Origin of the sequence: Priestia sp. FSL W8-0001, assembly GCF_038050335.1 — a bacterium.
In the GTDB taxonomy this organism is placed as follows: Bacteria; Bacillota; Bacilli; order Bacillales; family Bacillaceae_H; genus Priestia; species Priestia flexa.
This window is the reverse complement of sequence record NZ_JBBPAL010000001.1, coordinates 1,121,586-1,145,193: the sequence shown is the minus strand read 5'-3', so window position 1 is coordinate 1,145,193 and position 23,608 is coordinate 1,121,586. Positions and strand designations below refer to the sequence as shown.

Here is a 23,608-nt window from a genome sequence, read left to right as displayed (position 1 = left end):
TCGCTTATTCCATGTATGTATCTTGATGTGTATATAAGCTCTCAAGCTTTTGCTGACGCTGTTGAACGCCAGCGGGATTTTTTTCTTGATATGCGGTGAGCACTAAGTCCAAAAGCGTAATGACCGGGGCGATTGAGTTGCAACCTGACTGGACGTTTGTCTCTGTTAAAAGCGTAATGTCAGCTAGCTCACCAACCGGCGATAAAATACGATCGGTAACGGCAATTACCGTTACCCCAACTTTCTTAGCGTAAGCCGCAAGCTTTGTCGCTTCCTTTGCATAGCGGGGAAACGACAGGACAACAATGACTGACTCGGGTGTTAAATCGCAAAGACTTTCTTGAATATCTCCCGGCTGATTGACTAACCGCACGCGTTCCCGAAGCGTCGAAAGCATCATTGAAAACCAGTGTGCTGCTCCGTATGAAGTTCGGTATCCGGCAACCAGTACTTGATCTGCGTGAATCAGTCTGTCTACCACTTCCCAAATTCTCTGAGTGTTCTCCTCATTTTCCAAGCGGCAGATGATGTTCAGTTCGCTTTCTAACACGCGCTTAAGAACGTTTTGATTCTCTTCTTTTTTAACTGTTTTTTCGTGTCCCATTACGCGCTGCTGAATCGCATCGTGCATTTGTGAAAAGCTTTGAAAGCCAAGAGAGTATGAAAGGCGAATAACTGTCGTTTCGCTGACTCCCGAGGCGCGACCAATTTCTGCTGCCGTTTGAAACGACGCTTCTTGAAGGGAATCCAGTAAATACTGAGCAACCTTCTTTTGCCCTGATGATAAATGAGGAAACGCTTCTTTTACTACCTGTTCAAATCGCTGCGCACTCATTCTCCCTGCACCTCTGCTTTTGAGGCCAAAAGAGCAAGAGTTAGATAAATGTTTGTTCCGGTTAGCAGCGCTTCTTTATTAAACATCATGTCAGGATGATGAAGGCCATGCTTTAATCCACACCCAAGACCGATCATCGTCGAAGCAACGCCCGTTTCTTTCGTGTACACGTGAAAGTCTTCAGCACCTTTCGTTTCGCAGACAGATACTAATCCATCGTCACCTAGTACAGACTGAATGGCCTGTGTCGCAATTTGAATGGTATGAACGTTTGGAACCGCAGCGTATGTACGTCCTTCAAAATGATAATCGATTGCTACTTCATGTATTGAAGTCAGGTGAGAGAGGATGTGCTCCACTCGCGATTTCAATTCATCCATCGCTTCATTTGTATTGGCTCGCAAATCCAAAGCAAACACAGCTTCATCAGGAATTACATTTGTGCTATCTCCTCCAGCTTGCAGCTTCGTCATTTTGACTGAATAATCATTCGTTTTTGTTAAGCGTAAACCTCTTAGCATCTGTACAAGGTCCGCTGCGATTTCAATCGCATTTTTACCAAATTCGGGTCGTGACGCATGAGCTTGTACACCGTGAACGATGCCATGAACTGCACAGGCTGAGCCGTGTAAAATAACGGGAGATGCTTTCTTATCCTCTACTTCCCACTCAGGTCTTACGTGCATGCCATACAGCTCCGTCACGTTTTGCAAGCACCCTGATTCAATCATTTGCTTCGCTCCCGCCCCGGTTTCTTCTGATGGTTGAAACAAAAAGCGAATCGTTTTTTGAGGCTTGATATTCATTTTCTTAAGCGCAAGAGCCGTGTACAAAAGCATGGTGCTATGAGCATCGTGCCCGCACGAGTGATTGGCTTTTAGCTCTCCGTCCATCCACTGCACGACCGCATCTAAATCAGCTCGGAACGCTACCACTTCGGAAGAAGCACCTTGAAGCTCAGCAGTTAATCCGTAATGTTCTGAGAATGTGCGAACGCTGTATCCAGCATCCTCTAGCTTCTTTTGAATATAAGCTGACGTTTCTTTTTCCTCACTGCTTGATTCTGGATATGTATGCAGATGTTCATAAGTTTTATAAATGTCATTTTTCATCTTTTTTACGTATGACTGGTTCATTCCATCCTCCTTCGCACTCAAAACTTCATATTTATTCATCAATGAAGTTTTTCCTTCACTTGATTCTTATAATATCATAACTTTCTGACAATAAACAATAGCTTTAGAGCACTATGAAATATTGGAATATGAACTAAAATACTATGCAAATATATAACCTCTTCAAAAATAATGAAATAAATGTTAAAATAGTAAAAATTAACTAAGGAGAGTAATCGATGAAACAAACACTTCCCTATCACTCTGTTCCTTATACCCACATTCACCGTGGTTCAAAAAAAGTATGTATTATGCTTTCAGGTCTTGGCTATCACTATGAGAAACCTCTATTCTACTATTCTACGATGCTCATGCTTGAAGAAGGGATTGATGTTGTACACGTTCACTACAGCTACAACCGCGACTTTTTAAAGCAGTCGCTTCAAATCGTTGCTGATACGATGATGAAAGATATCGAACCTATCTTGATGCATATTTTAGAGACATATTCATATGAAGAAATCATTTTTATAGGAAAGTCGCTGGGGACCGTTCCAATCCTTCACAACTTCATGAAGCAAGACCGCTTTGCAGGTGCGACAATGCTCCTCTTGACTCCTCTGCTAAACTTTCCTGAGCTGTTTACAAGCCTTCAAAAAAGCAGGCACCAGGGGCTACTTGTGATCGGAGACCAAGATGTTCACTACGACAAGCAAAAGCTTCAACAGCTTCACATGACAAATTTTCAAATTGACGTCATAAAAGATGGAGATCACTCATTAGACGTTCATCTGATAAATGCGCACGCATCTCTCACAGCTCTCATGAACGTCATGAATAATATGAAGAAGTCTCTACATATAGTGAAACAGCATTGATTAAAAAGGAGGGTACAAACCATGTCAAAAGGAAAAATCGCTTTTTTATTAGTTCTTTTCCTATTAGCGGTTGGAGGCTTCATGACAATGTTTTTTTCAAACAGCTCTGACCAAGTTACTAGTAGCAAAGGACCAACCTTAAAAAACGAAACAATTAAAAACGTCACGCATTCTCTAACGGCAAGAGAGGATATGCTGATTAATACTAATCAAGCGTTTGTCTTTGAATATGACTCTGGTAGCAAGAAGAAAGAAGTCGACGTTTGGGTTGAAAAGTATGAAAAGGGGCTATTTGTAGAAAAGCTAAATGAGTTATCTACAGAAGTGGACAAAGAAGGACTGATTATTTTCACTTCTAGCGATATTTATCCGGAAGATGAAGACGGAGAAGAAGTCATTACTATGTTTAACTTAAAGGTTGGAAATCAAACGGGCAGCGCTGGGTTAAGCTTCACAGAAAAAAGGAACATTGAAGAAAAAGAGAACTTAGCTGGCACGTGGGAAGGCTTTTATCAAGACGTACAAAAAATTGATGGAGACATGCCACTAGGCTACATGGCTTATTCTTCTGAAGATTCCATATCAAGCATTCAGCTAAACTATTTAAAAAATCCAAAAGCTCACGAAAAAGAGCTAAAAGAATACGACAGCATCTACGTGTTAAAATGCCGTTTTCACTAAAAACAAAAGCAGGTGGTAGACATGTTGAAGTTCATTGACGACATTGCTGGTTCTCTGTATGACATCATGAAGTTTCTCGTACGAAGCTTATGCTATTTCTTGACTGGAGTACTCATTGTTGCTATTCCCCTTTATGCGATTGTTTTTGTGTTTCAAGCATTTGGTAAGTAAAAATATCCATAAGGAAAAATTAGAATAAGAAAGAGGTTCAATAATCATTGAAAAAACCGACACCAACTAACCACAACAAGAAAAAAGACTTCATAGATACAGACTTATTTTTATTTATCATCATTTTCATTGCGGGTCTTATCTCTATTTTCATTTTACATTAACCGTATACTTCTTTCCTACAAACGCTCAAAGCATTTTGAGCGTTTGTTTATTATAGTCAAATATCAGATTTATCGTACTAGAATAATAGATTCTTAACAAACCATCACAAGACTTTTTCATTGAACACTTCACCTACATACATCCCGCTCGCCGCTGCTTGAGAGAGCGAATGCGTAACGCCAGAGCTATCTCCAATAACGTACAGCTCTTTCACATTAGTTTCGAAGTATTCATTGGTTTCCACAACCGGCGAATAAAACTTCCCGTCCATTCCATAAAGAAGCGTATCTTCGTGAATGCTTTCTCCAAGCAATCCTTCGAGCTTTTCCAAAAAGGCTTCTAATGCAGAAATATAATCAGTTGGAACATAGTTCAATAAATTCCCCTCGGTAGCGCTAAGCGTTGGCTGAATCCGATTACCGCTCATGTCTTCCTTGGAGGTTGCTTTTTGACGTCGCAAGTCGGACAAGCGCTGCACGACAATCTGATCTCCACCGGCGTTTAGTTCACCAATCACATTTTGCGCATAGGTGTTCGCTTCTTGCAGCGTATTAAAATACGCCGGTGTAAAAAGCGTAAAGTTTAGGTTTGCCGTACCGCTTCCTTCTTCTCTATAGTTCTGACCATCTGGCATGACCAATCCTTCCTGGTACTTTCTAATAATGCGGCCCTTTGGATTCATACAGTATGTATACGAAATGACGCCTTCATGTTCGGAAGAAAGCTTTGTTTCAAACGTATGCTCTAACAAACGATTGAGCTGGCGACCGTGCATTTCAATACGTATTCCTAAATCTAAGCGAGTTGATCCTTTCTTCACACCGAGAGCTGAGAATTGTTCTTCAACCCAGTCGTTCCCTGACCTACCTGTTGCGACCACGACGCGACGTGCTTGTACATCCCCTTTATTTGAAACAATTTTAAACTCATTTTCTTGTTTCTCAATGCGCTTGACGTCTACTTCAAACCATATGTCAATTCGTGACTTCAATACGTCGTATATGCGCTGGAAAATAGCAGTCGAACGAGCTGTTCCTAAGTGTCGGACTTCCGTTGAAAGAAGCTGGAGACCATGTACTTCTGCATTCTTTACAAGGTCTGGATTGACTGTGGAATACAGCTTGACTTCATCCCCTCCGAACGAATAAAGCACATCGTCCACTTCTTTCATGAGACGAAGCGCTTCTTCTGGACCTACTTTTTGCTCTAAATCTCCGCCAAAATCATTGGTGTAATTAAACTTTCCTTCTGACTTTCCGAGTCCTGCAAAACCGTAATATTTTCCGCACACGTCACAACTGCAAAGCTTCCCTTCATCAAGAGGACATGACCTTTTATGGAGCTGTTTTCCCTTATCAATAAGCAGTACGTTTTGGCTTTGTCTTGCCAGCGTGTACGCTAAAAACACCCCGCTTACGCCTACTCCAATAATGACAACATCATACACATCGCTTCACCTCATACTCTTTTATATACGTAGAAGCTACGCTGGTTAAATACCGAACAGCGCAGCTTCTCGCTCTAGCAATCTATTTGCTGTTTTTACGACGATCGCGGTTTTCACCAACCGCAGCCATCCCTGCAATTAAAAATGGCAAGCTAATCACAAAGGATTGCAGCCACGTAGAACCTAATACTTTGAACAATAAAAACACAAGCACTGTCGCAGTAAAATAGATGGGGATAAACTGCTTTGAAAGCCATCGTTCACTCATGTTCATCACTCCTATAGTACAACTTTACAAAGAATCGCAGCACTTCGCAATATGAAAGAGTTTATGACCATTATTTTCTACTTTCTGCTTTCTCCTTTCTCCTACGTCTTCACATATGATGCTTCTTTCCTGATCCATGTACTACATTCTATCAAAGATACAGATACTAAAAAAAGAGAGCGAATACCACTCGCTCCCTTTTGCGTATTATGCTGATTGTTTAACTCTATCGTTTTTCTCTTTAATTCTTTTGTTCTTGCTGTAGCCAGCAAACAAAATGAGAACAACTACGACTGCTTGAATCAGATAGGTCGCAATCCCGTGATGAATGTGAAGCAGCTCGCCAACGCTTTTGTCTTTTAAAATCATTTCAGCTGCCGTCCAAGCTAAAATTCCAGCTCCAACGTAGGCAATCCACGGATACTTGTCCATTGCTTTCACGATAGCTTTTGAACCAAAAATCATAATTGGAATACTAATCAATACTCCAAGGGCAACCATTCCAATATGACCATTTGCAGCCCCAGCAACCGCTACTACGTTATCAAGACTCATCACTGCGTCTGCGATAATAATTGTTTGAATCGCTTTTCCTAAGCCGTTATAAGACTTAATATTTGAACTATCTTCTTCTTCCACCAGTACTTTGTACGCAATCCACAGAAGCAACACGCCGCCGATGATTGTCACAAATGGAATTTTCAGTAGGTATACGATAACTGCCGCAAACCCGATGCGTAGAACGACCGCTCCAAACGTTCCCCAAAAAATCGCTTTATTTTGCAGCTCTTTTGGTAAATTCCGTGTAGCCATCGCAATTACGACTGCATTATCTCCAGATAAGATAATGTCAATAAGAATGATTTTTAATAACGCAATAATAGCTGTTGATGAAATCGCGACGCCTAAAGTGAAAAGCTCATTTTCCATGCTTATCGTCTTCTCCTTTTTACTTACAGGAACACTGCCTGTAAGATATACTGTTTAGAACCAAGAAGCTATTCTTAAACGAAGCAAGCGCTGCAATCGTTCGTTCAAACAACAAAAAGGCTCCGAGCCTAAGCGTTCGAAACCTCAAAAACCAAACGTCGATCACTCAATGTGCTTTGAAGCACGCTTGACTTTGTTAATAGAATTATTCTACTACATTCCAAATAGTATATCAAAGTAAAAGTTTATACAACAAAACTTTTTCCCTACTTAACAATCATCTTCTGCCAAAGAGTATAGTCAATAACTTCCCTAAGCTGAAAAATGTATAAAAAACTCCATTCAGTAGTGAGATATTACTGCATAAGGCCTTTTACGTGAAATGATTTATGTTACATATTCATGTTATCTTCTCGCTTATATTTGATAAGTTCATGTAGTTTCTCGAAATTCACTTGCTCATTCCATACCTTTCGAGCATCAGGCGTCATATATGGATAAACATACTTGTCAATCATTAAATCAATTCCAGTTTCATCTACTAAATTATAGGTAGGAATTCGATATTGTTTTTTATCATGCGTGATAATTACCAAAACATTGATCAGGGTGAAACCATTGCGACGCACTTCTGCTTTTTGTATGTTCTTGAATGACACATTGCCTTTTTTGGTCTTAAAATAACCGTTTGGTCCTGGAACAAATGAAATAATAGTTTTCCCAGGAATTATACCAGGAATATACCATATGAATAGATAAGCCATAACTGGAAACAGTACAATCCCTCCAATTAACCATTGAAGTGAAAAAGTTGAATTAAAGCCTAAACCATCAATGATTAAAAGTGCTGTTCCAAATAAACCACCTATATAAAATATAAACTGGATTACATAATATAACATGCTTCCTTTAATATGAACTTCATCACCAGAATGCTTCATATTTAATAACATTATTCGTTCTCCTTATCCAATAGTTTCATTTATTTTAAATATAGAGGAAGGAATAAACGTTTTCAAGAAAGCTTTGCTTGTAAGCTCTAAATTAAATCGATTGTCCTCATTTCTAGCGAGAACCCAGTCATTCTGCTTACCTGGAATGAAAAAGCAAATATCCTCAGGCTCCGGGTTGTTATGTTGGTTGTAAGCAAGTACCATCATTGTATTTATTCTCGATTTCCTAGTATTTAAATCCATTAAAAAACTACTAGTTGCTTGAATATCTGCTACTGTTAATTGAGATGTCCAACGACTGATTGCTGCACAGAGGTGCTCTACATCACTAAACTCTTCAAGCAAGCCCTCGAGCTGCTTTGCTAAATTTCGAATTATCAGCATCAGACATTTTATTTCCTGTAGAACGCACGTATTACTTATGTTAAACGCAAGTAACTATGCTTAAATAAAGTGTAAGTGTCTTACAAAGTAACAGCTTAAGAGAATGGGGCTTTGTATCAAATGCTCCCATCTAATAAGTACTAATTATTAAAGTACACCCACACTATTATTCTTTTTAAATTAATTCTTAACACCAATAAAGTAAAATTTAACTCGTAGTCCAATTCTTTATACGGGAATTGGGTAGAGACTCTCAGACCATATTTCTGAGGATATACGATTTTTAAATTTAACATTACAGATAGTAATCTAAGGTTATATCCATAAATCGGAAATGATAACCTGTATGAAACCACTCTATCATATTGCATCTTTAAACATTTTTTACAATAATTTAAATAAATATCATATATGTTCTTTAAATCCATTTATAGTTAAATATTACTTTTTTTTATTATCCATATAAAAAAGCACTTACTGCCTTCTCAGACTTCAAGTGCTTATTCTTCTTTATATAAACGCTAAAATCTCTTTACCAAACCGAACGATAAAACGCACACCATATAAAATCAACACACCCCCAGCAACCACCGAGATATTTTTCAAAAATTTATCTGTCAAAAGATTTCGACCGAAGTGTACCGTGAAAGCCACGTTCAGATTCCAAAGGATAATTCCCCCTAGAATAAATAAACTGTAGAGAAAAGAAAGAGAATGAGACATCGTCTGCGTCATTTCCTGTAAGGTAGAGCCATAAACCCCAAACCAAAATACAATATTTAAAGGATTTAATAACGCAATTAAAAAACCAACGAAAAATGTTTTATACCACGGAGCCAAAGTGGTTGTCATATCTTCCTGCTTGAACGAATGCTGTTTCGATAGGTTGCTTATTCCGAGTTTAATGAGAAAAAAACCGCCTAACAAATATGTAAACACAACCACAAAGTGATGTTGAAATAAATGTTCAGCTCCTAAATAAATGACGACTAGAAACAGGAAATCTCCCGTAACTCCTCCCAGACCGATAAGCCAAGAAGGCCAAAAACCACCTGCAATTCCTCGCTTGATCATCTCAACTTTAATCGGCCCTAATGGTGCTGCAAGACTGATTCCCAATACCACTAGATGAATAATTAGAATAGTCACGTTATCCCTCCAACTCCATAGCTTGTCTTTCTATAAGATATGACCATACCTTTTGAGATAATCTACTTAGCTGCGAATTGCTGCATAACGGCTCGGTAAAAGATTGAACTATTATGACTAAATACTTATCTAGCACATTTAAATGCAATAATAGGTTTACATACCAATAATTAGGTGACTTAACTTATAAGAATGACATTACTTTATTAGGAGGAGAGTTGAAAATGAACAATAATACGAAAACAGTTGAAAACAAGGTAGAGAATAAGCTAAACGAAATGAGCCAAGAAAAGAAAGACAGCATTCTTGCTAGCTTTACCAAATTCCAAACGTACTTAGGAGATAAAGTTTCAAAAGGTGAGAAACTAAGGTTAAGTGATAATCAGCTGACTTTAGCTTTTATTGATTAAATATAAACATTAAACAAGAATGAGTTTATATGAATATGAGAACGTGAAAAAGCACTTATCGTCTACAGGAGACAATTAAGTGCTTAATTTTTTCAATGTTTATTCATTAATTACCTTACTGCCTCTTCTTCTCTCCCCATATTTTTCGAAGGTCTGGTAAGTAAATAGCAAGTGGAGTGCCTTCATACGCAGAAACTTCTATTAATGAATTCCTCTCTTTTAACCATTTATATAAATCATCTTCCATAGTTGGAGACAACAAGATTTGTTGTACTATAAACGCAATATCATCATATTATTGGAAGTCTTATTCTTGATCTTCTAGACCATTATTTATTTCATAAACTGTATCTAATCTACCAATCATCTTTAGTCTGTTTTTGCATTCAATAATTAAGACATTTTTATAACTATATACTTTTAATGCTCGTGTTAAAGAGTCGCATCTCATAGTAACTCTACCTGTTTCTGATTTTGAAAACAGCTAGCACAATATGAGCTACATTTCGATTATACTGATTGGTTTCTGGCTGTTGGATACCTATACCTTTTATTATTAAAAGAGAACTATCATCCTACGTTCTCTATTTCTAAGCACATGTTTCCTTACTGTTCGAAACTTTAATATAGATTAATGTAAAAACCTTGAAAGGCATTGAATCAATAAAGTTTTTGAACCAGTACCTTTACTTTGTTTTTAATCCTTCTCGCATCTGTTCTACTAATGTATACAGCCACTGTAAAGGAGTTACTTCAATAGCTGGAAAATAAACTTCTGTATTACTTTGAATAAATTCTTCTTTCTCTTCTTTTGTTAAATGATTATTTAAGAATTCTTCACAATCATTTATTGTAGACACCAAACATTCTCTACTGACTTCATTTATAAATTCATCTAAGGCTTGCTCAGGAGAACTAATATCTTGATGAAATGTACCTCCTAAAAAATCTTCAAATTCATCTAAGTAATTATAGTTTTTATCCATAAACCTTTCCCTTCTTTCTATTTAACAGGATATCCTGTTAAAATAAAATTACCATCGTTACTCTTTTTTAGAATAATCTTTGCGTTTGTTACATTCTCCACTACTTCCGAATTTCTTGAAACACTCTTGCCAATTATTTCTCCGTTACCCTGGTATTTCAATTGTAATTTAGGTCTACTATTTGAGTCAGATAGCCACTTTTGAATTTTTTCGATATTCTTAGAGTTATTAAGAACTTTACTAGCAACTTTCTCAGCAGTAGCCCTATCTGTAAAAGAGGATGATAGGCAGGACAGCCGGTATTTCGAAGGAATGGTTCGAGCGCTTCTTGTGGGATACTTTCAACTAAATGGTGAATAGAGAGTGCACTATCATTATTTTGCAGTTTTATTTCAAGATCTAAAGGTAGAATTAATTGATTCATGTTATAATTTTTAAACATAAGGATCCTTCTTTCGATATGATTTGGTGTGGTAACTTAATTTTATCAGAAGTGGTCCTTATTTTATTGTAAAAATATAAAGCCAGTGCAATTTTACTCGTCGTAAAACTGCACCGGCTTTTTTAGTTTATTTAGGAGCGTTTTGTCCCAGCCTCTGGTAGGAATTTTTAATATTATTAGTCAGCTCATTTAAAATAATTTTTTTCTTTCCCTGAGGTAAATGGCAGCTTAAAATTAGCAAATCAACTAGGTCAGGTTGTTCCTCAGCAACTTCCTGCAAGTAATCCCTGCCAAACTCTTTCATTACAGGTAGCAAACTGCTCATTTTTAATGGAAATCCACATCAATTCTCTTTTTATTTGTTTGAGTTTGTTTAGGCATGATAACTTCTAGTACACCATTCTTATAAGAAGCCTTTATATCTTCCTCAGAAACAGGAGTTGGTAGTGTAACGGCTCTGTGAAAGCTACCTGTGTATCTTTCTCTCCTATGCATATTCTCTTCTTTAATCTCATTAGTTCTGTTAATTGAGCCACTAATTCTCAATACATTATTTTCAATATCAATGTTTACATCTTCTTTACTCTGTAAGCCTGGAATGTCACAAGTTGCTACTACCTCTTTATCTGTTTCATGAACATCCACTCTTATATTCCCCAATTGATTCATTTCATTGTCTAAATGAAAAGGGAAATCATTGAATAATCTGTCAAAATCTCTCCTAATGTTAGTTAATTGTCTAAATGGATCATAAGGTATTAATGCCATTTGTATCATCTCCTTAGTTATTTTTAACAAATATATTTTTTACATTTACTATGTAATTATTCATTTACTATGAAATTATTCATTTAAGGGATAAGCTGCGTCAGTTTTAGAAAAGCATCCTATTACAGAAAAAGGAGAGCCTAATTAGCTCTCCTCAGTTTCATTAGTTTTAACCTCATATCCAAAAAGCTGTGACCTTTCATCAGGTATCCATTTTCCATCTCTAATCCTGCTCAAGCCCTGATACAAAGAGCCTCCTATAATATTCTCTAACCATTTGGAGCATTCAGTCATAGTATCAAAATCATGTAAGTATACTCCATTTTTATACAGTGAATATTTTTTATGTTGCATACTAACACCTCCTTTGATTGATACATGTATTGTACCAGGAGGTGCTGCGTGTTTAAAAGGTGTTTTGATTCCTGTCTCAAAAACAGGGGTCAGTCCCAAGCCAATCAAGGTTAAATCAATTTTACTTAAATCCTACTCTTACTTCACCATCATGAAATATTTCAATAACATATCCTGTAGATAGCGAAAATATCCATGTATCAAAACTTACAGCAGTAACATCATCTATATCTTTAAGTACTTTATCTAAAGTAGTTTGAATAATAGGTAAAGTTCCTTCGTCCCAAATTACATAAACAACATTACTGTATTCATTCGCGTTTTGGTCTAAAAAGGAGATTATCTCATCAACTGTATTCACTTCAGCATTATTAGACACTTTCTCCCATTCAATACGCCCCCACTTAAACGGAAATGAACTTTCAAAATTACTTAATATTTGCTCTCTATTATTATCAGAAAAGACATGTACATCCTCACCTAGTGCTTCAATACACTCATCAAATAAACTCATCTAAAGTCCCCTTATCTATTCAAATGTTTTAATAAAGATTTAAAGGTGCTTTCGTTACCCTCAAACGGTACAGCTATTTTTCGGGCATTAGCCCCTTTACCATTACGAAAATCCTCAATATTTATATGCGGCACCTTATTTGGGTCATAATCTAATCTCCATCTTACTTTTCCGTCAGCAGACTGCCTACCAACAACTTGACCATATCCAGCACTTGACTTAAGAGTACCTGTATATGGCTGTGAGTTTGGTCCTAAATCTCCAACTAGGTCTAGTACCTTATTTCTAGCTTGTTCATATGTTTTGACCTTATCTAATACTTGTTCCCCTTTTCCTATACCCTTACCACTCTCATCCCTAACCTTCGTCCCAACCCCATTACCACCATCCACACGCTCAATAAACTGATACCCGCCATGCCCCTTCACAGATCCAACACCTGGATACGCTAAACGATTATCCAGCTTATTTAGACCCAAGTTCTGCAGAGCTGACTGCGTACGCACGTTAATGGCTGCGGCACCTTCATTCAGTTTCTTCGTGGCGGCACCGCTGAGTTGTTCAAACTTCGTCATTTTTGCGAGCTTGTCCGCTCCCTTTGTGCCGACTATGCTCATGGCAACGTTAGCGGTTAGGTAGGAGAAGTAGTGGCCTCTGCTTTTTGCATCGCCGTTTATGACCTGTTCATTCCAGGAGTCTTTTATCTCATTACCGATGGTTTTAGCTACGCCTTTTGGATCATCCCAAACAGCTTTGACTCCTTCACCGATGCTTTGTAACGTTCCTTTTGGGTCTTCTACCATATGTACGAGGTCATTCTATGTCTCGTTAACTGTGTGCGTCATGTCTTTTACATTATGCTGATTGTTTATCTACTTGAGTAACGAACTTTAAAACCATCTTCATTACTTCATACGCTATGACACTCTTTCTTATCCATAGCTTTTATTTGTACAAAAGTTATTGCATCTACTTCAATAATTATTGGCAAAAAAAGCACCTGTTGCCTATCAGACCACCAAGTGCTTTTTTGTTTACTTTTCTTCAAGTTCCTTCATTCTCTCTATTAACTTCTTCCTTACCTTATGCGTTTCTAAGTCTGCTAACCTAACAGGGATAGGTAAACGACTCTCATTATTAATACAGTTCATAGCAACTTCAGTGCTTGTATCTAAATCAACCCAGTTACCACAAGATACAAATATAGGATTTACATTTTTTGTCGTTCTTAACGCTCGACCATAAACTTCATTATTTATTACAATATCGGTGTAAGCTCCTATTGAATTCTCTGGCATAATAAAATCTACGTCTTGAATTTTAAGATAACTTTTTGCTACACCAATAGTTGGTTTATTTAGAAAAAAGGAGGCGTGGGTAGCGATACCCATGTGACGATAATGTAAGTAGCCGTTTCCATCAAACATATAAAGATCAGGATATTTAGTAAGTTTTTTTGCTGCTTCCTTAATCAATGGCAATTCACGAAAGGCCAGAAAACCTGAGATATAAGGAACTGTTATTTCTCCATAACTATATACTTTTTCAAGAACTTCGTGTGTACTAAAATCAATAACCACAATACAACAAACACCAAACGTCTTTTCACTTGCTTCCCAATACGCTAAATCTACTCCTGCAACTGACTCTATTTCTTCCAATTGAAAATCATTTTTTAGATTTACTCTTGGTAAAAGTACTTGTTGTTCATTTTTAAATTCTTTTATGAAATAATTTAATTTATCATTATTCATATTAATCACCACTTACAAAGCTGTTCAATCATATTATTATTTTGTATTTTTATCATTACTGAATTTTTCAGCATATAATAAATCCCATTCACTAGGCTCTGTTTTTTGATTTCTAATTTCTCCTTGTTCATTATACTTTTTATAAACCATTTCACGTCCAGCAATACATTCTGATTCATACTTTTTCATTCCATTTTCAAAGAATTCAACCTGATATCCATCTGCTGAATTTTTATTCATATGTCCAACCCTTTTTATAGTACCATTCGAATAAAACTCTACATACTTCCCTTGTTTAAAACCATTTTCAACGTAGAAATAACTTTCTATATTTCCATTTTCATAAAGATCGTAAGCCAATCCCGTAAACAACCTTTCTTTACCATCAGCAGTATATTCTACTATTGCTAAGTCATATGGTCCCCCATACTCTAAGTGCTCTTCAAACTCTAAGCCGTTCTGTATTATATACTCCTTAGTTAATAATTCATTTGACATTTTTTGAAACCTCCGTAATTATTTCAAATTCATCTGTAAGATAAGCACAATGAGGACATCTTGGAAACATCATTCCAGCTGGTTTTGTTCTATTTTGACCTGTACGAATTACATTGATAACAAAATTATCCAAATCAGCTTGAGGGTTTTCCTTTAAAGCCTTATTCAATGCAATTACTTCAGCATGTGTATCGGCACCTTTTGTAAACTCATATGATTCAATAACTTCTTTTGGCATAAGATCATACCTTGACTTTATTAGAGGATGAAAGTCTGGCAAAATTCCATCGTATTCATTTATTGCATAATAAATTTCACCAGTTGTCTTATCATACACTCCAGCAAAAGCTGGACCTAATTTTTTCTTACTTATCCCTGTTTCTTTTAACTTTTGCAATTCTATAAGTGTCTCACTGCGTAAGTTAATTCGATAATTTAGCTCTTCTGATGTAAATTTACCATATCTATTACGTAAATATTCTATTCGACTTTTCCCTGTAACCTCAGCAACCTTCTCATCCCTAACCTTCGTCCCAACCCCATTACCACCATCCACACGCTCAATAAACTGATACCCGCCATGCCCCTTCACAGATCCAACACCTGGATACGCTAAACGATTATCCAGTCCCAAGTTCTGCAGAGCTGACTGCGTATGCACATGAATGGCTGCGGCACCTTCATTCAGTTTCTTCGTGGTGGCACCGCTGAGTTGTTCAAGCTTCGTCGTTTTTGCGAGCTTGTCCGCTCCTTTTGTGCCGACTATGCTCATGGCAACGTTAGCGGTTAGGTAGGAGAAGTAGTAGCCTCTGCTTTTTGCATCGCCGTTTATGACCTGTTCATTCCAGGAGTCTTTTATCTCATTACCGATGGTTTTAGCTACGCCTTTTGGATCATCCCAAACAGCTTTGACTCCTTCACCGATGCTTTCTGCTGTTTCGACTGGATGCTGGACCATATGTACGAGGTCATTCTATGTCTCGTTAACTGTGTGCGTCATGTCTTTTACATTATGCTGATTGTTTATCTACTTGAGTAACGAACTTTAAAACCATCTTCATTACTTCATACGCTATTACAATCCTTATTTACAAAAAGCACTTGTTGCCTACCAGACAACCAAGTGCTTTATAGTTAGCTATATAAAATACTCCATTAGATTAAAACGGCGTCCCGCATAATTATATGGCAATCTTTTACAAACAAAATATCATTATACAAACTCTTAATGGTACAACCATCAAAAGTTTGTGATTTTCAGCAATCTCATTTATAATTTCTTTCTATTTATCTATATTAAAACTCTTCTTCCCATACTTCTTTTGCATCCAATAACCTTTGTGATAAAAACTCATAAAAATTCTTTGCTGTATTGTAGTCATCAAGTCCACCTTGTCTATCCCATGCTATTACTGGACACTCATTGTTTTCCATATTACTAGTGTCTAGACAATAAGCATATTCCCCAATATCTTCAATAACTACTAAATTCTCACTCATCCCTAAATCCCTATAACTCTCTGTTTCAATAACAACAGAAGCTATATTAGACTTAGCAACCCCTAAAATATCAACACCAAATAATCCACCGGAGCCATAATTAGTTAAAAACCACTTATAACTTTCTGGCAATTTTAACTGTAGGGTATCTTGAACATAATCAACTTGTTTTTTATCTACTCCACCAGTAAAGTCATCTGATTCCATATTTATCTTAATAAAATTGGTTAATTCCTCTTTATTCATTCAAAATTCCTCCTTTTATAATTCAGCTTTATCTATTTGCTTAGCTCTCCATCTCCAATATTTCGACCTAAAATTTTCATATTGCTTTTTTAACACAGGGTCGTTTCTAAAGCTTCCACCATTCTCCACTAATCCATGCAATATTTTATAATACTCCTTATGCATACTACCCGGGAGCTCCACCATTGATCCGGGCTCTCTTTGAATTAAATGATGAAGTTCTATAGCAGTCCCATCTTGCCAAATTGGTGTTCTTCCTTTTTTCATCAATTGGAGATTTGTCATACCAGTTTTAGGGTCAATTCTCATATAATCAATATCTAATCTTTGAAAAACCCGTCTGCTAATATCCCTTACTTCTCCATTAACTTTAGTTGTTCCAGTATGTTCTACATCCTTATAGTTTTTATATTCTTTACCCGTGCCTTTACCACTCTCATCCCTAACCTTCGTCCCAACCCCATTACCACCATCCACACGCTCAATAAACTGATACCCACCATGCCCCTTCACAGATCCAACACCTGGATACTCCAAACGATTATCCAGCTTATTTAGACCCAAGTTCTACAGAGCTGACTGCGTACGCACATGAATGGCTGCGGCACCTTCATTCAGTTTCTTCGTGGCGGCACCGCTAATTCCTTATCTCTATAAATATGTTTCAAGTTCCATCCATTTTCTTTACAGTATACTTTAATTTCATCTTCTTGACATTTCAAGCTATATCCATCTCTTGCTTGCCCTTGAGTCGAGACTCGTATATACCCAACAACGTTCAACTTTTCACCCTCCCGTTACGGAAATTAAAATTTATGTAATGCTTTTAGACGAATAGCGAGTATTATACGACCGTCTCTTGTAAAAATACAACCCAATTTTTGTCTGCCCTGTTGCTAAACTAGTAACCTTCTTACGTAACCTACCTTTTATCGCCACGAGCTTTGTCAATCTCGTTGGTTTGTCAACCATTCCATATCATAACTATTCCTGCCATGTAAAATGTCATCTCGCCTATTTCTCTTTCCTATTCATTTCCCGTAAAGTATTAAAACGATACTCCTTGATGGTACAACCATCATGAGCTCTCGATTCTCAAAAAAATCATTTTCTTATTGTCTCACTCAAATATCAGCTGATTTAGTATAAATTAAAGTAAAAAACCTTGAAAGGCATTTAGCCAATCAAGGTTCATTCAATCTGGTTCTGAAAGGCTACTTTACTTATCTCTATTAGCTATGTGAGATTCGACAGCCTCTTCTAAACTCATTGCTTTTTCTAAATTATCATCCACAAGTATAAGTAAAGGACCCTCTAAAATATCCCCTTCTGAAGTTCTAACTTCAAAAGTAGCAGCCCAATATTTTGGAGAAATTCTAGATATTTCCACACCTATTAGTTCTAATTTGAAGTTTTCATTCCTATCTTTATTTACATACTCAAGCGCCAGTTGTTCTGCTCTTTCTCTCGATAACTTCATTATCGAATACCTCCATATTGTGTTATATACCAGTTAGCATGTAGTTGCTCAGCTTCGTTTAAGGAATTCCATCTTTTTGGGTTATTTGATAACATATCATAAACAAATTGCTCAGGAGCATTGAATTTTGTTAAATCATTCATTGGAACTGGTCCGCTAGTACGAGGCAAATTTGAATAAGCCTCTTTCCCGATTTGTTTATATTGAATATAGTGTGACAATTCATGCCAAACTTCATATTGTGTGGGGTTACTTTTCAATACCAGTTCCCCAGTATTATAGTTAAAGCCTCCTCCTTTTCCTGGTGGCAAAAACTCATCTCCAACCTTGAGTGTTACTCCTCTTTTTTCAAGATAATTGCCTAAAAGTCTCAAGTCTTTTTCACTATAGTGTTTACCACCAAGGCGACCTGTTTCTTCCACATAATCAATCTTACCCGTACCCTTACCACTCTCATCCCTAACCTTCGTCCCAACCCCATTACCACCATCCACACGCTCAATAAACTGATACCCGCCATTCCCCTTCACAGATCTAACACCTGGATACGCTAAACGATTATCCAGCTTATTTAGACCCAAGTTCTGCAGAGCTGACTGCGTATGCACATGAATGGCTGCGGCACCTTCATTCAGTTTCTTCGTGGCGGCACCGCTAATTCCTTATCTCTATAAATATGTTTCAAGTTCCATCCATTTTCTTTACAGTATACTTTAATTTCATCTTCTTGATATTTCAAGCTATAACCATCTCTTGCTTGTCCTTGTGTAGAAACTCGTATATACCCAACAACATTCAACTTTTCACCCTCCTGTTACATAAATTGTAATTTTCGTAACGTTTTTAAACGAATAGCGAGTATTATACGACCGTCTCTAGGAATATTACAACCCAAAACTAAAAAGCCAAGGCAATATAAGAACACTCTTTCACGTTACCCTTGTTTATCATCATGAGCTTTGTCATTCTCGTTAGTTTGTTAGCTATTCCATGTAATAACTATCCCTATTATGTAAAATGTCATCTCGTCTAATTATCGTACTTTTTACACTAACCAAGTATTAAACAAAACTCCATGGTGGTACAACCATCATGAGCTATGAATTTCACATAAGCAATTTCATATCGTCCAACTTAAGTCTATTTTATTATATTGTTTCATTCATTTTCTCATGTACAATGTATCTCTCCCTTTATCACCACGAGCTTTGTCATTCGTATATCGCTTACCATCATAAGTATTTGATTCAAATGTTAGTTTATTTTTAACCATAAAATTTTATATACCAAAAGCTTTGAAAGGCATATAGCCAATCAAGGTAAAGTAATATATTCGGTTTAATTTACTGATAAATCAAGGGAATACTTATCATTTTCTTCTTTTTTTCTTAAAAATTAGCAGTCTTATCCGTATCCTATGTTGTAATCTAAAAATAAAAAGCACTTGTTGCCTCTAGTTGACAATCAAGTGCTTTAAGTTTCATTGCATCAGAAAAACAGTATGATACCTTTTGTGTCTCGTGCCAAGTACTACCTTTAAAACTTACGAGTTTGTGTTTAGTCGTTAGTTTTTTATGCGTTCCATGTCTTTGTACCCGACAACAAATAAAATGTCATCTTGCCTTAGCTCGTTTATGCTAGCTAACTAAAAAGCTCTTGATTAAGGATACCTCAATCCATTAATAAATTCCTTAAAACTCCCAGCGATTTTATACGTATTTTCTTCTTCACTTGATTCCGGGAAATAAAAAGAGTGATCCCAATAATATACACCATGGTTTTCAGTATCGGTAATGAGTACAATTAATCCTGAACCCGGATCATCACCTATTATTAAACTATTTGTTAACATATCTTCTTCAAACTCTTCATAGCATTTACTTAAGTCAAATGTTTTTTTTACACCTAAACCATATAAGACATCTAATGGAATTTCCTGATTTAATTCTTTAACATAAAATTTACTATACCTAACTTTTGAAGTCCCTCCGTTATATTCACTTAAAAATTTTTTATAATCTTCAGGAAGTAAAAATCCTAAAAACTCTTCAAATTCTTCAATCGATTCTTTTGTTGCTTTACCAAAAGCATTTAAATTCATTTTATTTCACTCCCCTTTAATCTTTTTATTTCTTAGATAATGACATTCCACCCATGTGTCGGAATCTTCTGTGCATCTCTTTATCAATTTCTTGCATAGTAGTTAAATCTTGATGATGGTGCCATGTATTTTCATCTGATTTAGGACCATTTGGGGCTAATTCATCAGCCTTAGCAAAGTCAAGATCATATCTCTCAAACTTACCTATTGGAACTTCTTGTTTTACCATCCCAGCAGATTTGAAATCTGGAAAACCACCTGGATAAGAAACACGATTTGGTGGTATCTCCCAATCAGTATAAGTCCACGTTCCTTCCTCATCAATTTCGATTTTCCCACCTTTTTTCTGCCATTTGTCAGGATCTCTAGAATATGCTGGTTTAGTAGATAATTGTTCCTTTGTAAACTTCACTACTTCTTGGTTCTTACCCGTGCCTTTACCACTCTCATCCCTAACCTTCGTCCCAACCCCATTACCACCATCCACACGCTCAACAAACTGATACCCACCATTCCCCTTCACAGATCCAACACCTGGATACGCTAAACGATTATCCAACTTATTTAGACCCAAGTTCTGCAGAGCTGACTGCGTACGCACATGAATAGCTGCGGCACCTTCATTCAGTTTCTTCGTGGCGGCACCGCTGAGTTGTTCAAGCTTCGTCGCTTTTGCGAGCTTGTCCGCTCCTTTTGTGCCGACTATGCTCATGGCAACGTTAGCGGTTAGGTAAGAGAAATAGTGGCCTCTGCTTTTTGCATCACCGTTTATGACCTGTTCATTCCAGGAGTCTTTTATCTCATTACCGATGGTGTGAGCTACGCCTTTTGGATCATCCCAAACAGCTTTGACTCCTTCACCGATGCTTTCTGCTGTTTCGACTGGATGCTGGACCATATGTACGAGGTCATTCCACGTATCGACAACGGCATCTGTCGCTCCGCCAGCGACGCCATCCCAGCTTCGTTTTGTGACGTCTAGCGCGGTTTTGGTTCCTTGCTTGATGTTTTCAATGCTGACTTTCCAGCTTTCTTTGGACACTTCGATGGCAAGCTTTGTGCTCACTTTCGCTTTTGCGAGACCGGCTGCTGCTTGGGATTGGACATCTGCCCACGTTTCGTGAGCTGTGTGCTTCATATCCTTTACGCCGTCTGAAACAGCTTGTACGCCGGTGTTCCAGCCCGTTTTTGTCGCGGTCCAAGCAGCTTCTGTTCCGTGGGTGACTTTGTCAACGCCTGCGTGAAAGCCATCCATTGTCTTATCCCATGCATGTTCGACCCCACTTGTGACGCTTCTCCAAGCCGCACCCCAAAATCCTTTTTCTTCTTTCTTCTTGGCATGTGGGTTTTCGCATACTTCAAGCGTGAAGCTTTCTTGCGCTTGAATGTTCTTTTGATTTTCGTAGGCTTTTCGCTCGGCTTCTTTGGCTTCCACATACGAAACGGCGCGGCTGTTGGCTTCCCCCTGCATGCCATACACTGGGCTTGCTTTATAGGCATCAAGGTCAAAGTAAAGAGGCGTCGCGTTACCTGCTTGACTTGTGGAACTTGTGACGGCTTGAATGTTTTGGGTGACCATATTATAGAAGAATGACAGCCCTTTGTATTCTTGAACGAGATCCGCGTCTAGCTGATTCACGGCTTGGAGCGTATCCTTTCGCTCTTGTTCTGCTTCTTCTAGGTACTGATTGTACTTAGCACTTGAAAAGACGTTGAGCGGTAAGATATGGTCGATTGTATTAAAAATATTCTGCAGAGCGTTTTGCTGCTGGATAATCATTTCTTTAGCTTGCGTGTTTCCTTGATGAACATTTTGGTCTAGAAACGCTTCCGCTACAAACGTACTTCCTTCAAGCTCTGAAGTTCCCATTTTTGCTTCAATGGTTTCAAAAAAAGCTCGGTTTGTTTCAATTAAGTTCAGCCACTGATTAGCAATGTCTGCGTGGCTTTGATAAAAAGCTTTAATATTGTCTGCGCCTTTTCCTTGAAGATCCTCATCTAAAGCGGCGATTCGCTTAAACGCTTTTTGTAATACTAGTAGTTGCTTTTCCATTTCGTTATATGAACTGATGCGCTCTTTTGCTGTCTCTAGCAGCGCGCTCGCATCATATACAGCGTTTTGCACTCCAAAAAGCTCCTCTCTATTATATACGTTTTCTACCTATCTTTCATCCTACGCCTTATCTGCGCGCCATCATCTCATCCTGCGCTTTCAGCTGTTTGAGGTTGCTTTCCGTATCCGCTATTTGCTTAGTCAGAAGCTGAACATAGTTCGTCATGAGCTGCTGGATTTCCATCTCTTGATTCTTCATCATCTCCGTGATTTCTAAACGATTGTCTCCGACGCTTTTCATTTCCTTTACGACGATGTTATCTTTCGCTGCCTTTAACGCGTTTAGCTCATTCATGACCGATTCATAGTTTAATTTAATCGTTTTTCCCATGCTTACAGCCTCCCTCTGATATGACTAATCTTTCGGTGCAGATCCTCCGCTGCTTCTTCTCCTTTATGTACAAGCGAACTCGCTTCTGTTGCCACGAAGCTCAGTCCGTTTAATAGAAGCTGTTGACGTTCAAGCTTCAGAATTGCCGAATCAATATCCGATAAGTAGTCTTCATATTCATCTTGTAAGATTCGCTTCAGCTCTTCTTTCGCACTTTCACGCTGTTCATCAAATGAAGTCGACCGCTTTCCTTTCCATCCTTCTCCAAGCTCTGGATTGGTTACTAAGCTCATATCGTTCATGGAGAGCGTTCTCTCTGACGTCACTTGCTGCTTGGCGGACTCCAACAACCGAATTTTTTCATTTACTTCCGCTGCTTGATGAGAAATCGTACTTGATAGCCCAGCAATAATCTTTGCGTAATCCACTGATCGCACCTCCGCACAGTATTTTTCCATATTTTATAGTATAAAATAATGAATATTGGTTCTAAATAGGAAGAACTTCTCTTTTTCTACTAATATCTGTGAGTTCAATGGAAATTTTTAGATAAAAGACCTATACATATTCCATTTTTTTCTTTGATCTTTTTTATTGACAAATAAAATACATTGTAACTATAATGGTTACAACGGTGGTGATAAGCAATGAAACAAATTAGCAGCCGATTCTCCATGGCCGTTCATACGTTAACTCTAATTGCGGTCGCACCCAGTGAATGCACGGGCGACTTTATTGCAGGAAGCGTAAATACAAACCCTGTCGTCGTTCGAAGAATTATGAGCATGTTGAAAAAAGCTGGCTTAATTGACGTACGGGCAGGTGTTGGCGGAGCGTCGCTTTTGAAAGAACCGTCAGAAATTACCCTACTCGATGTTTACAAAGCAGTTGATGTGGTTGAAGATGGACAGTTGTTTAATATTCATGAAAAGCCAAACATCTTATGCCCAGTGGGAAGAACGATTGAAGACTCTCTTTCTGCGGAGCTAAAAGAAGCTCAGGCTGCCATGGAAAAACGATTGAATGAAACGACCATTGGAATGATGATTGAAAAAGCACATGGTAACTAAAGCTCTTTTATGAGCTTTTTTTAAAACACTAGTTGTAACCATTCGAGTTATAACCAGTATGGTTA

General features: G+C 37.6%; 32 protein-coding genes, 2 pseudogenes and 1 riboswitch. Of the genes and pseudogenes, 5 read left to right on the top strand and 29 right to left on the bottom strand.

The window, feature by feature from the left end; translation table 11 throughout:
• Positions 1-4: 4 nt before the first annotated feature.
• Both MKZ18_RS06010 and MKZ18_RS06005 read right to left on the bottom strand, forming a co-directional pair.
• Positions 5-835 (bottom strand): MurR/RpiR family transcriptional regulator, encoded by an 831-nt coding sequence (locus MKZ18_RS06010; RefSeq protein WP_061785918.1) that lies wholly within the window; start codon positions 833-835, stop codon positions 5-7.
• Positions 832-1,971 (bottom strand): amidohydrolase, encoded by a 1,140-nt coding sequence (locus MKZ18_RS06005; RefSeq protein ID WP_061785919.1) that lies wholly within the window; start codon positions 1,969-1,971, stop codon positions 832-834. The genes MKZ18_RS06010 and MKZ18_RS06005 overlap by 4 nt, the downstream gene beginning before the upstream one ends.
• A gap of 218 nt (positions 1,972-2,189) precedes the next feature.
• On the opposite strand from MKZ18_RS06005, the gene MKZ18_RS06000 reads away from it, so the two are divergent.
• From MKZ18_RS06000 to MKZ18_RS05990, 3 genes are read left to right on the top strand one after another with little or no spacing between them, the layout of a single operon-like run.
• Positions 2,190-2,828, top strand: a complete 639-nt coding sequence (locus MKZ18_RS06000) for an alpha/beta family hydrolase (RefSeq protein WP_061785920.1) — start codon at positions 2,190-2,192, stop codon at positions 2,826-2,828.
• A 21-nt stretch (positions 2,829-2,849) separates the two neighbouring features.
• Positions 2,850-3,509 (top strand): hypothetical protein, encoded by a 660-nt coding sequence (locus MKZ18_RS05995; protein ID WP_061785921.1) that lies wholly within the window; start codon positions 2,850-2,852, stop codon positions 3,507-3,509.
• 21 nt (positions 3,510-3,530) lie between these two features.
• The gene (locus MKZ18_RS05990) at positions 3,531-3,680 is read left to right on the top strand and encodes a hypothetical protein (RefSeq protein ID WP_167556160.1); all 150 of its coding nucleotides are present in this window, start codon (positions 3,531-3,533) and stop codon (positions 3,678-3,680) included.
• A gap of 268 nt (positions 3,681-3,948) precedes the next feature.
• Here MKZ18_RS05990 and MKZ18_RS05985 read toward each other — a convergent pair whose 3' ends face one another.
• From MKZ18_RS05985 to MKZ18_RS05960, 6 genes are all read right to left on the bottom strand, one after another.
• Positions 3,949-5,292 carry an NAD(P)/FAD-dependent oxidoreductase gene (locus tag MKZ18_RS05985; RefSeq protein ID WP_061785922.1) on the bottom strand — a complete coding sequence of 448 codons (1,344 nt, stop codon included), beginning with the start codon at positions 5,290-5,292 and terminating at the stop codon, positions 3,949-3,951.
• Positions 5,293-5,374: 82 nt separating this feature from the next.
• On the bottom strand, positions 5,375-5,560 hold the full coding sequence (locus MKZ18_RS05980; protein WP_061785923.1) for a hypothetical protein: 186 nt from the start codon (positions 5,558-5,560) through the stop codon (positions 5,375-5,377).
• A gap of 207 nt (positions 5,561-5,767) precedes the next feature.
• On the bottom strand, positions 5,768-6,490 hold the full coding sequence (locus MKZ18_RS05975; RefSeq protein ID WP_061785924.1) for a TerC family protein: 723 nt from the start codon (positions 6,488-6,490) through the stop codon (positions 5,768-5,770).
• Between the two features lie 392 nt (positions 6,491-6,882).
• Positions 6,883-7,443 carry a DUF5381 family protein gene (locus MKZ18_RS05970; protein WP_061785925.1) on the bottom strand — a complete coding sequence of 187 codons (561 nt, stop codon included), beginning with the start codon at positions 7,441-7,443 and terminating at the stop codon, positions 6,883-6,885.
• A gap of 12 nt (positions 7,444-7,455) precedes the next feature.
• Positions 7,456-7,827 (bottom strand): hypothetical protein, encoded by a 372-nt coding sequence (locus MKZ18_RS05965; protein WP_061785926.1) that lies wholly within the window; start codon positions 7,825-7,827, stop codon positions 7,456-7,458.
• A 196-nt stretch (positions 7,828-8,023) separates the two neighbouring features.
• Positions 8,024-8,127, bottom strand: a riboswitch (purine riboswitch).
• Positions 8,128-8,337: 210 nt separating this feature from the next.
• Entirely contained in the window at positions 8,338-8,976 is a 639-nt protein-coding gene (locus tag MKZ18_RS05960) for a LysE family transporter (protein WP_061785927.1), read from the bottom strand.
• A gap of 224 nt (positions 8,977-9,200) precedes the next feature.
• Between MKZ18_RS05960 and MKZ18_RS05955 the strand changes: the two genes are divergently transcribed.
• Positions 9,201-9,386: a hypothetical protein gene (locus MKZ18_RS05955; RefSeq protein WP_061785928.1), complete on the top strand. Its 186-nt coding sequence runs from the start codon at positions 9,201-9,203 to the stop codon at positions 9,384-9,386.
• Positions 9,387-10,072: 686 nt separating this feature from the next.
• On the opposite strand, the gene MKZ18_RS05950 is transcribed toward MKZ18_RS05955, so the two are convergent.
• The 21 genes and pseudogenes from MKZ18_RS05950 to MKZ18_RS05855 all read right to left on the bottom strand — a co-directional run bounded on the left by MKZ18_RS05950 (position 10,073) and on the right by MKZ18_RS05855 (position 22,901).
• Positions 10,073-10,372: a contact-dependent growth inhibition system immunity protein gene (locus tag MKZ18_RS05950; RefSeq protein WP_061785929.1), complete on the bottom strand. Its 300-nt coding sequence runs from the start codon at positions 10,370-10,372 to the stop codon at positions 10,073-10,075.
• Between the two features lie 17 nt (positions 10,373-10,389).
• Complete coding sequence (locus MKZ18_RS05945; RefSeq protein WP_138117593.1) at positions 10,390-10,668, bottom strand: RNase A-like domain-containing protein; 279 nt, start codon at positions 10,666-10,668, stop codon at positions 10,390-10,392.
• Positions 10,626-10,814: pseudogene (locus tag MKZ18_RS21055) on the bottom strand (IS5/IS1182 family transposase); the annotation flags it as partial. The pseudogene MKZ18_RS21055 and the gene MKZ18_RS05945, both read right to left, overlap by 43 nt.
• 127 nt (positions 10,815-10,941) lie before the next feature.
• Complete coding sequence (locus MKZ18_RS05940) at positions 10,942-11,139, bottom strand: hypothetical protein (RefSeq protein ID WP_061785931.1); 198 nt, start codon at positions 11,137-11,139, stop codon at positions 10,942-10,944.
• Positions 11,140-11,141: 2 nt separating this feature from the next.
• Positions 11,142-11,582, bottom strand: a complete 441-nt coding sequence (locus MKZ18_RS05935; RefSeq protein WP_061785932.1) for an Hsp20/alpha crystallin family protein — start codon at positions 11,580-11,582, stop codon at positions 11,142-11,144.
• Between the two features lie 144 nt (positions 11,583-11,726).
• Positions 11,727-11,936 (bottom strand): hypothetical protein, encoded by a 210-nt coding sequence (locus MKZ18_RS05930; RefSeq protein WP_061785933.1) that lies wholly within the window; start codon positions 11,934-11,936, stop codon positions 11,727-11,729.
• 121 nt (positions 11,937-12,057) lie between these two features.
• Positions 12,058-12,450 carry a CDI toxin immunity protein gene (locus MKZ18_RS05925; protein ID WP_061785934.1) on the bottom strand — a complete coding sequence of 131 codons (393 nt, stop codon included), beginning with the start codon at positions 12,448-12,450 and terminating at the stop codon, positions 12,058-12,060.
• An 11-nt stretch (positions 12,451-12,461) separates the two neighbouring features.
• Positions 12,462-12,794 (bottom strand): annotated as a pseudogene (locus MKZ18_RS21050) (T7SS effector LXG polymorphic toxin); the annotation flags it as partial.
• Positions 12,795-13,484: 690 nt separating this feature from the next.
• Positions 13,485-14,204, bottom strand: coding sequence for an endonuclease V (locus tag MKZ18_RS05915; RefSeq protein WP_076514053.1), 720 nt, complete (start codon positions 14,202-14,204; stop codon positions 13,485-13,487).
• A 36-nt stretch (positions 14,205-14,240) separates the two neighbouring features.
• Entirely contained in the window at positions 14,241-14,702 is a 462-nt protein-coding gene (locus MKZ18_RS05910; RefSeq protein ID WP_076514054.1) for a toxin-antitoxin system YwqK family antitoxin, read from the bottom strand.
• Positions 14,692-15,660 (bottom strand): YwqJ-related putative deaminase, encoded by a 969-nt coding sequence (locus tag MKZ18_RS05905; RefSeq protein ID WP_340842827.1) that lies wholly within the window; start codon positions 15,658-15,660, stop codon positions 14,692-14,694. The genes MKZ18_RS05910 and MKZ18_RS05905 overlap by 11 nt, the downstream gene beginning before the upstream one ends.
• 338 nt (positions 15,661-15,998) lie before the next feature.
• On the bottom strand, positions 15,999-16,448 hold the full coding sequence (locus MKZ18_RS05900; protein WP_025910107.1) for an SMI1/KNR4 family protein: 450 nt from the start codon (positions 16,446-16,448) through the stop codon (positions 15,999-16,001).
• A gap of 15 nt (positions 16,449-16,463) precedes the next feature.
• Entirely contained in the window at positions 16,464-16,985 is a 522-nt protein-coding gene (locus MKZ18_RS05895) for an HNH/ENDO VII family nuclease (protein ID WP_340842829.1), read from the bottom strand.
• 77 nt (positions 16,986-17,062) lie between these two features.
• A complete protein-coding gene (locus tag MKZ18_RS05890; RefSeq protein WP_445677368.1) occupies positions 17,063-17,230 on the bottom strand; it encodes a recombinase family protein in 168 nt (55 codons plus the stop codon).
• Between the two features lie 437 nt (positions 17,231-17,667).
• Positions 17,668-17,928, bottom strand: coding sequence for a hypothetical protein (locus MKZ18_RS05885; RefSeq protein ID WP_340842831.1), 261 nt, complete (start codon positions 17,926-17,928; stop codon positions 17,668-17,670).
• A complete protein-coding gene (locus MKZ18_RS05880) occupies positions 17,928-18,458 on the bottom strand; it encodes a zincin-like metallopeptidase toxin domain-containing protein (RefSeq protein ID WP_340842995.1) in 531 nt (176 codons plus the stop codon). Before MKZ18_RS05880 ends, MKZ18_RS05885 begins: the two co-directional genes overlap by 1 nt.
• A 101-nt stretch (positions 18,459-18,559) precedes the next feature.
• Positions 18,560-18,727 (bottom strand): recombinase family protein, encoded by a 168-nt coding sequence (locus tag MKZ18_RS05875; RefSeq protein WP_374955875.1) that lies wholly within the window; start codon positions 18,725-18,727, stop codon positions 18,560-18,562.
• An 861-nt stretch (positions 18,728-19,588) separates the two neighbouring features.
• Positions 19,589-20,029, bottom strand: a complete 441-nt coding sequence (locus MKZ18_RS05870; protein ID WP_100347327.1) for an SMI1/KNR4 family protein — start codon at positions 20,027-20,029, stop codon at positions 19,589-19,591.
• Between the two features lie 25 nt (positions 20,030-20,054).
• Entirely contained in the window at positions 20,055-22,154 is a 2,100-nt protein-coding gene (locus MKZ18_RS05865) for a T7SS effector LXG polymorphic toxin (RefSeq protein WP_340842835.1), read from the bottom strand.
• Positions 22,155-22,209: 55 nt separating this feature from the next.
• Positions 22,210-22,473: a DUF5344 family protein gene (locus MKZ18_RS05860; protein WP_061784862.1), complete on the bottom strand. Its 264-nt coding sequence runs from the start codon at positions 22,471-22,473 to the stop codon at positions 22,210-22,212.
• A 2-nt stretch (positions 22,474-22,475) separates the two neighbouring features.
• Complete coding sequence (locus MKZ18_RS05855; protein WP_061784863.1) at positions 22,476-22,901, bottom strand: hypothetical protein; 426 nt, start codon at positions 22,899-22,901, stop codon at positions 22,476-22,478.
• A gap of 219 nt (positions 22,902-23,120) precedes the next feature.
• Between MKZ18_RS05855 and MKZ18_RS05850 the strand changes: the two genes are divergently transcribed.
• Positions 23,121-23,543, top strand: coding sequence for an Rrf2 family transcriptional regulator (locus tag MKZ18_RS05850; RefSeq protein WP_061784864.1), 423 nt, complete (start codon positions 23,121-23,123; stop codon positions 23,541-23,543).
• The last annotated feature ends 65 nt before the right edge of the window (positions 23,544-23,608 follow it).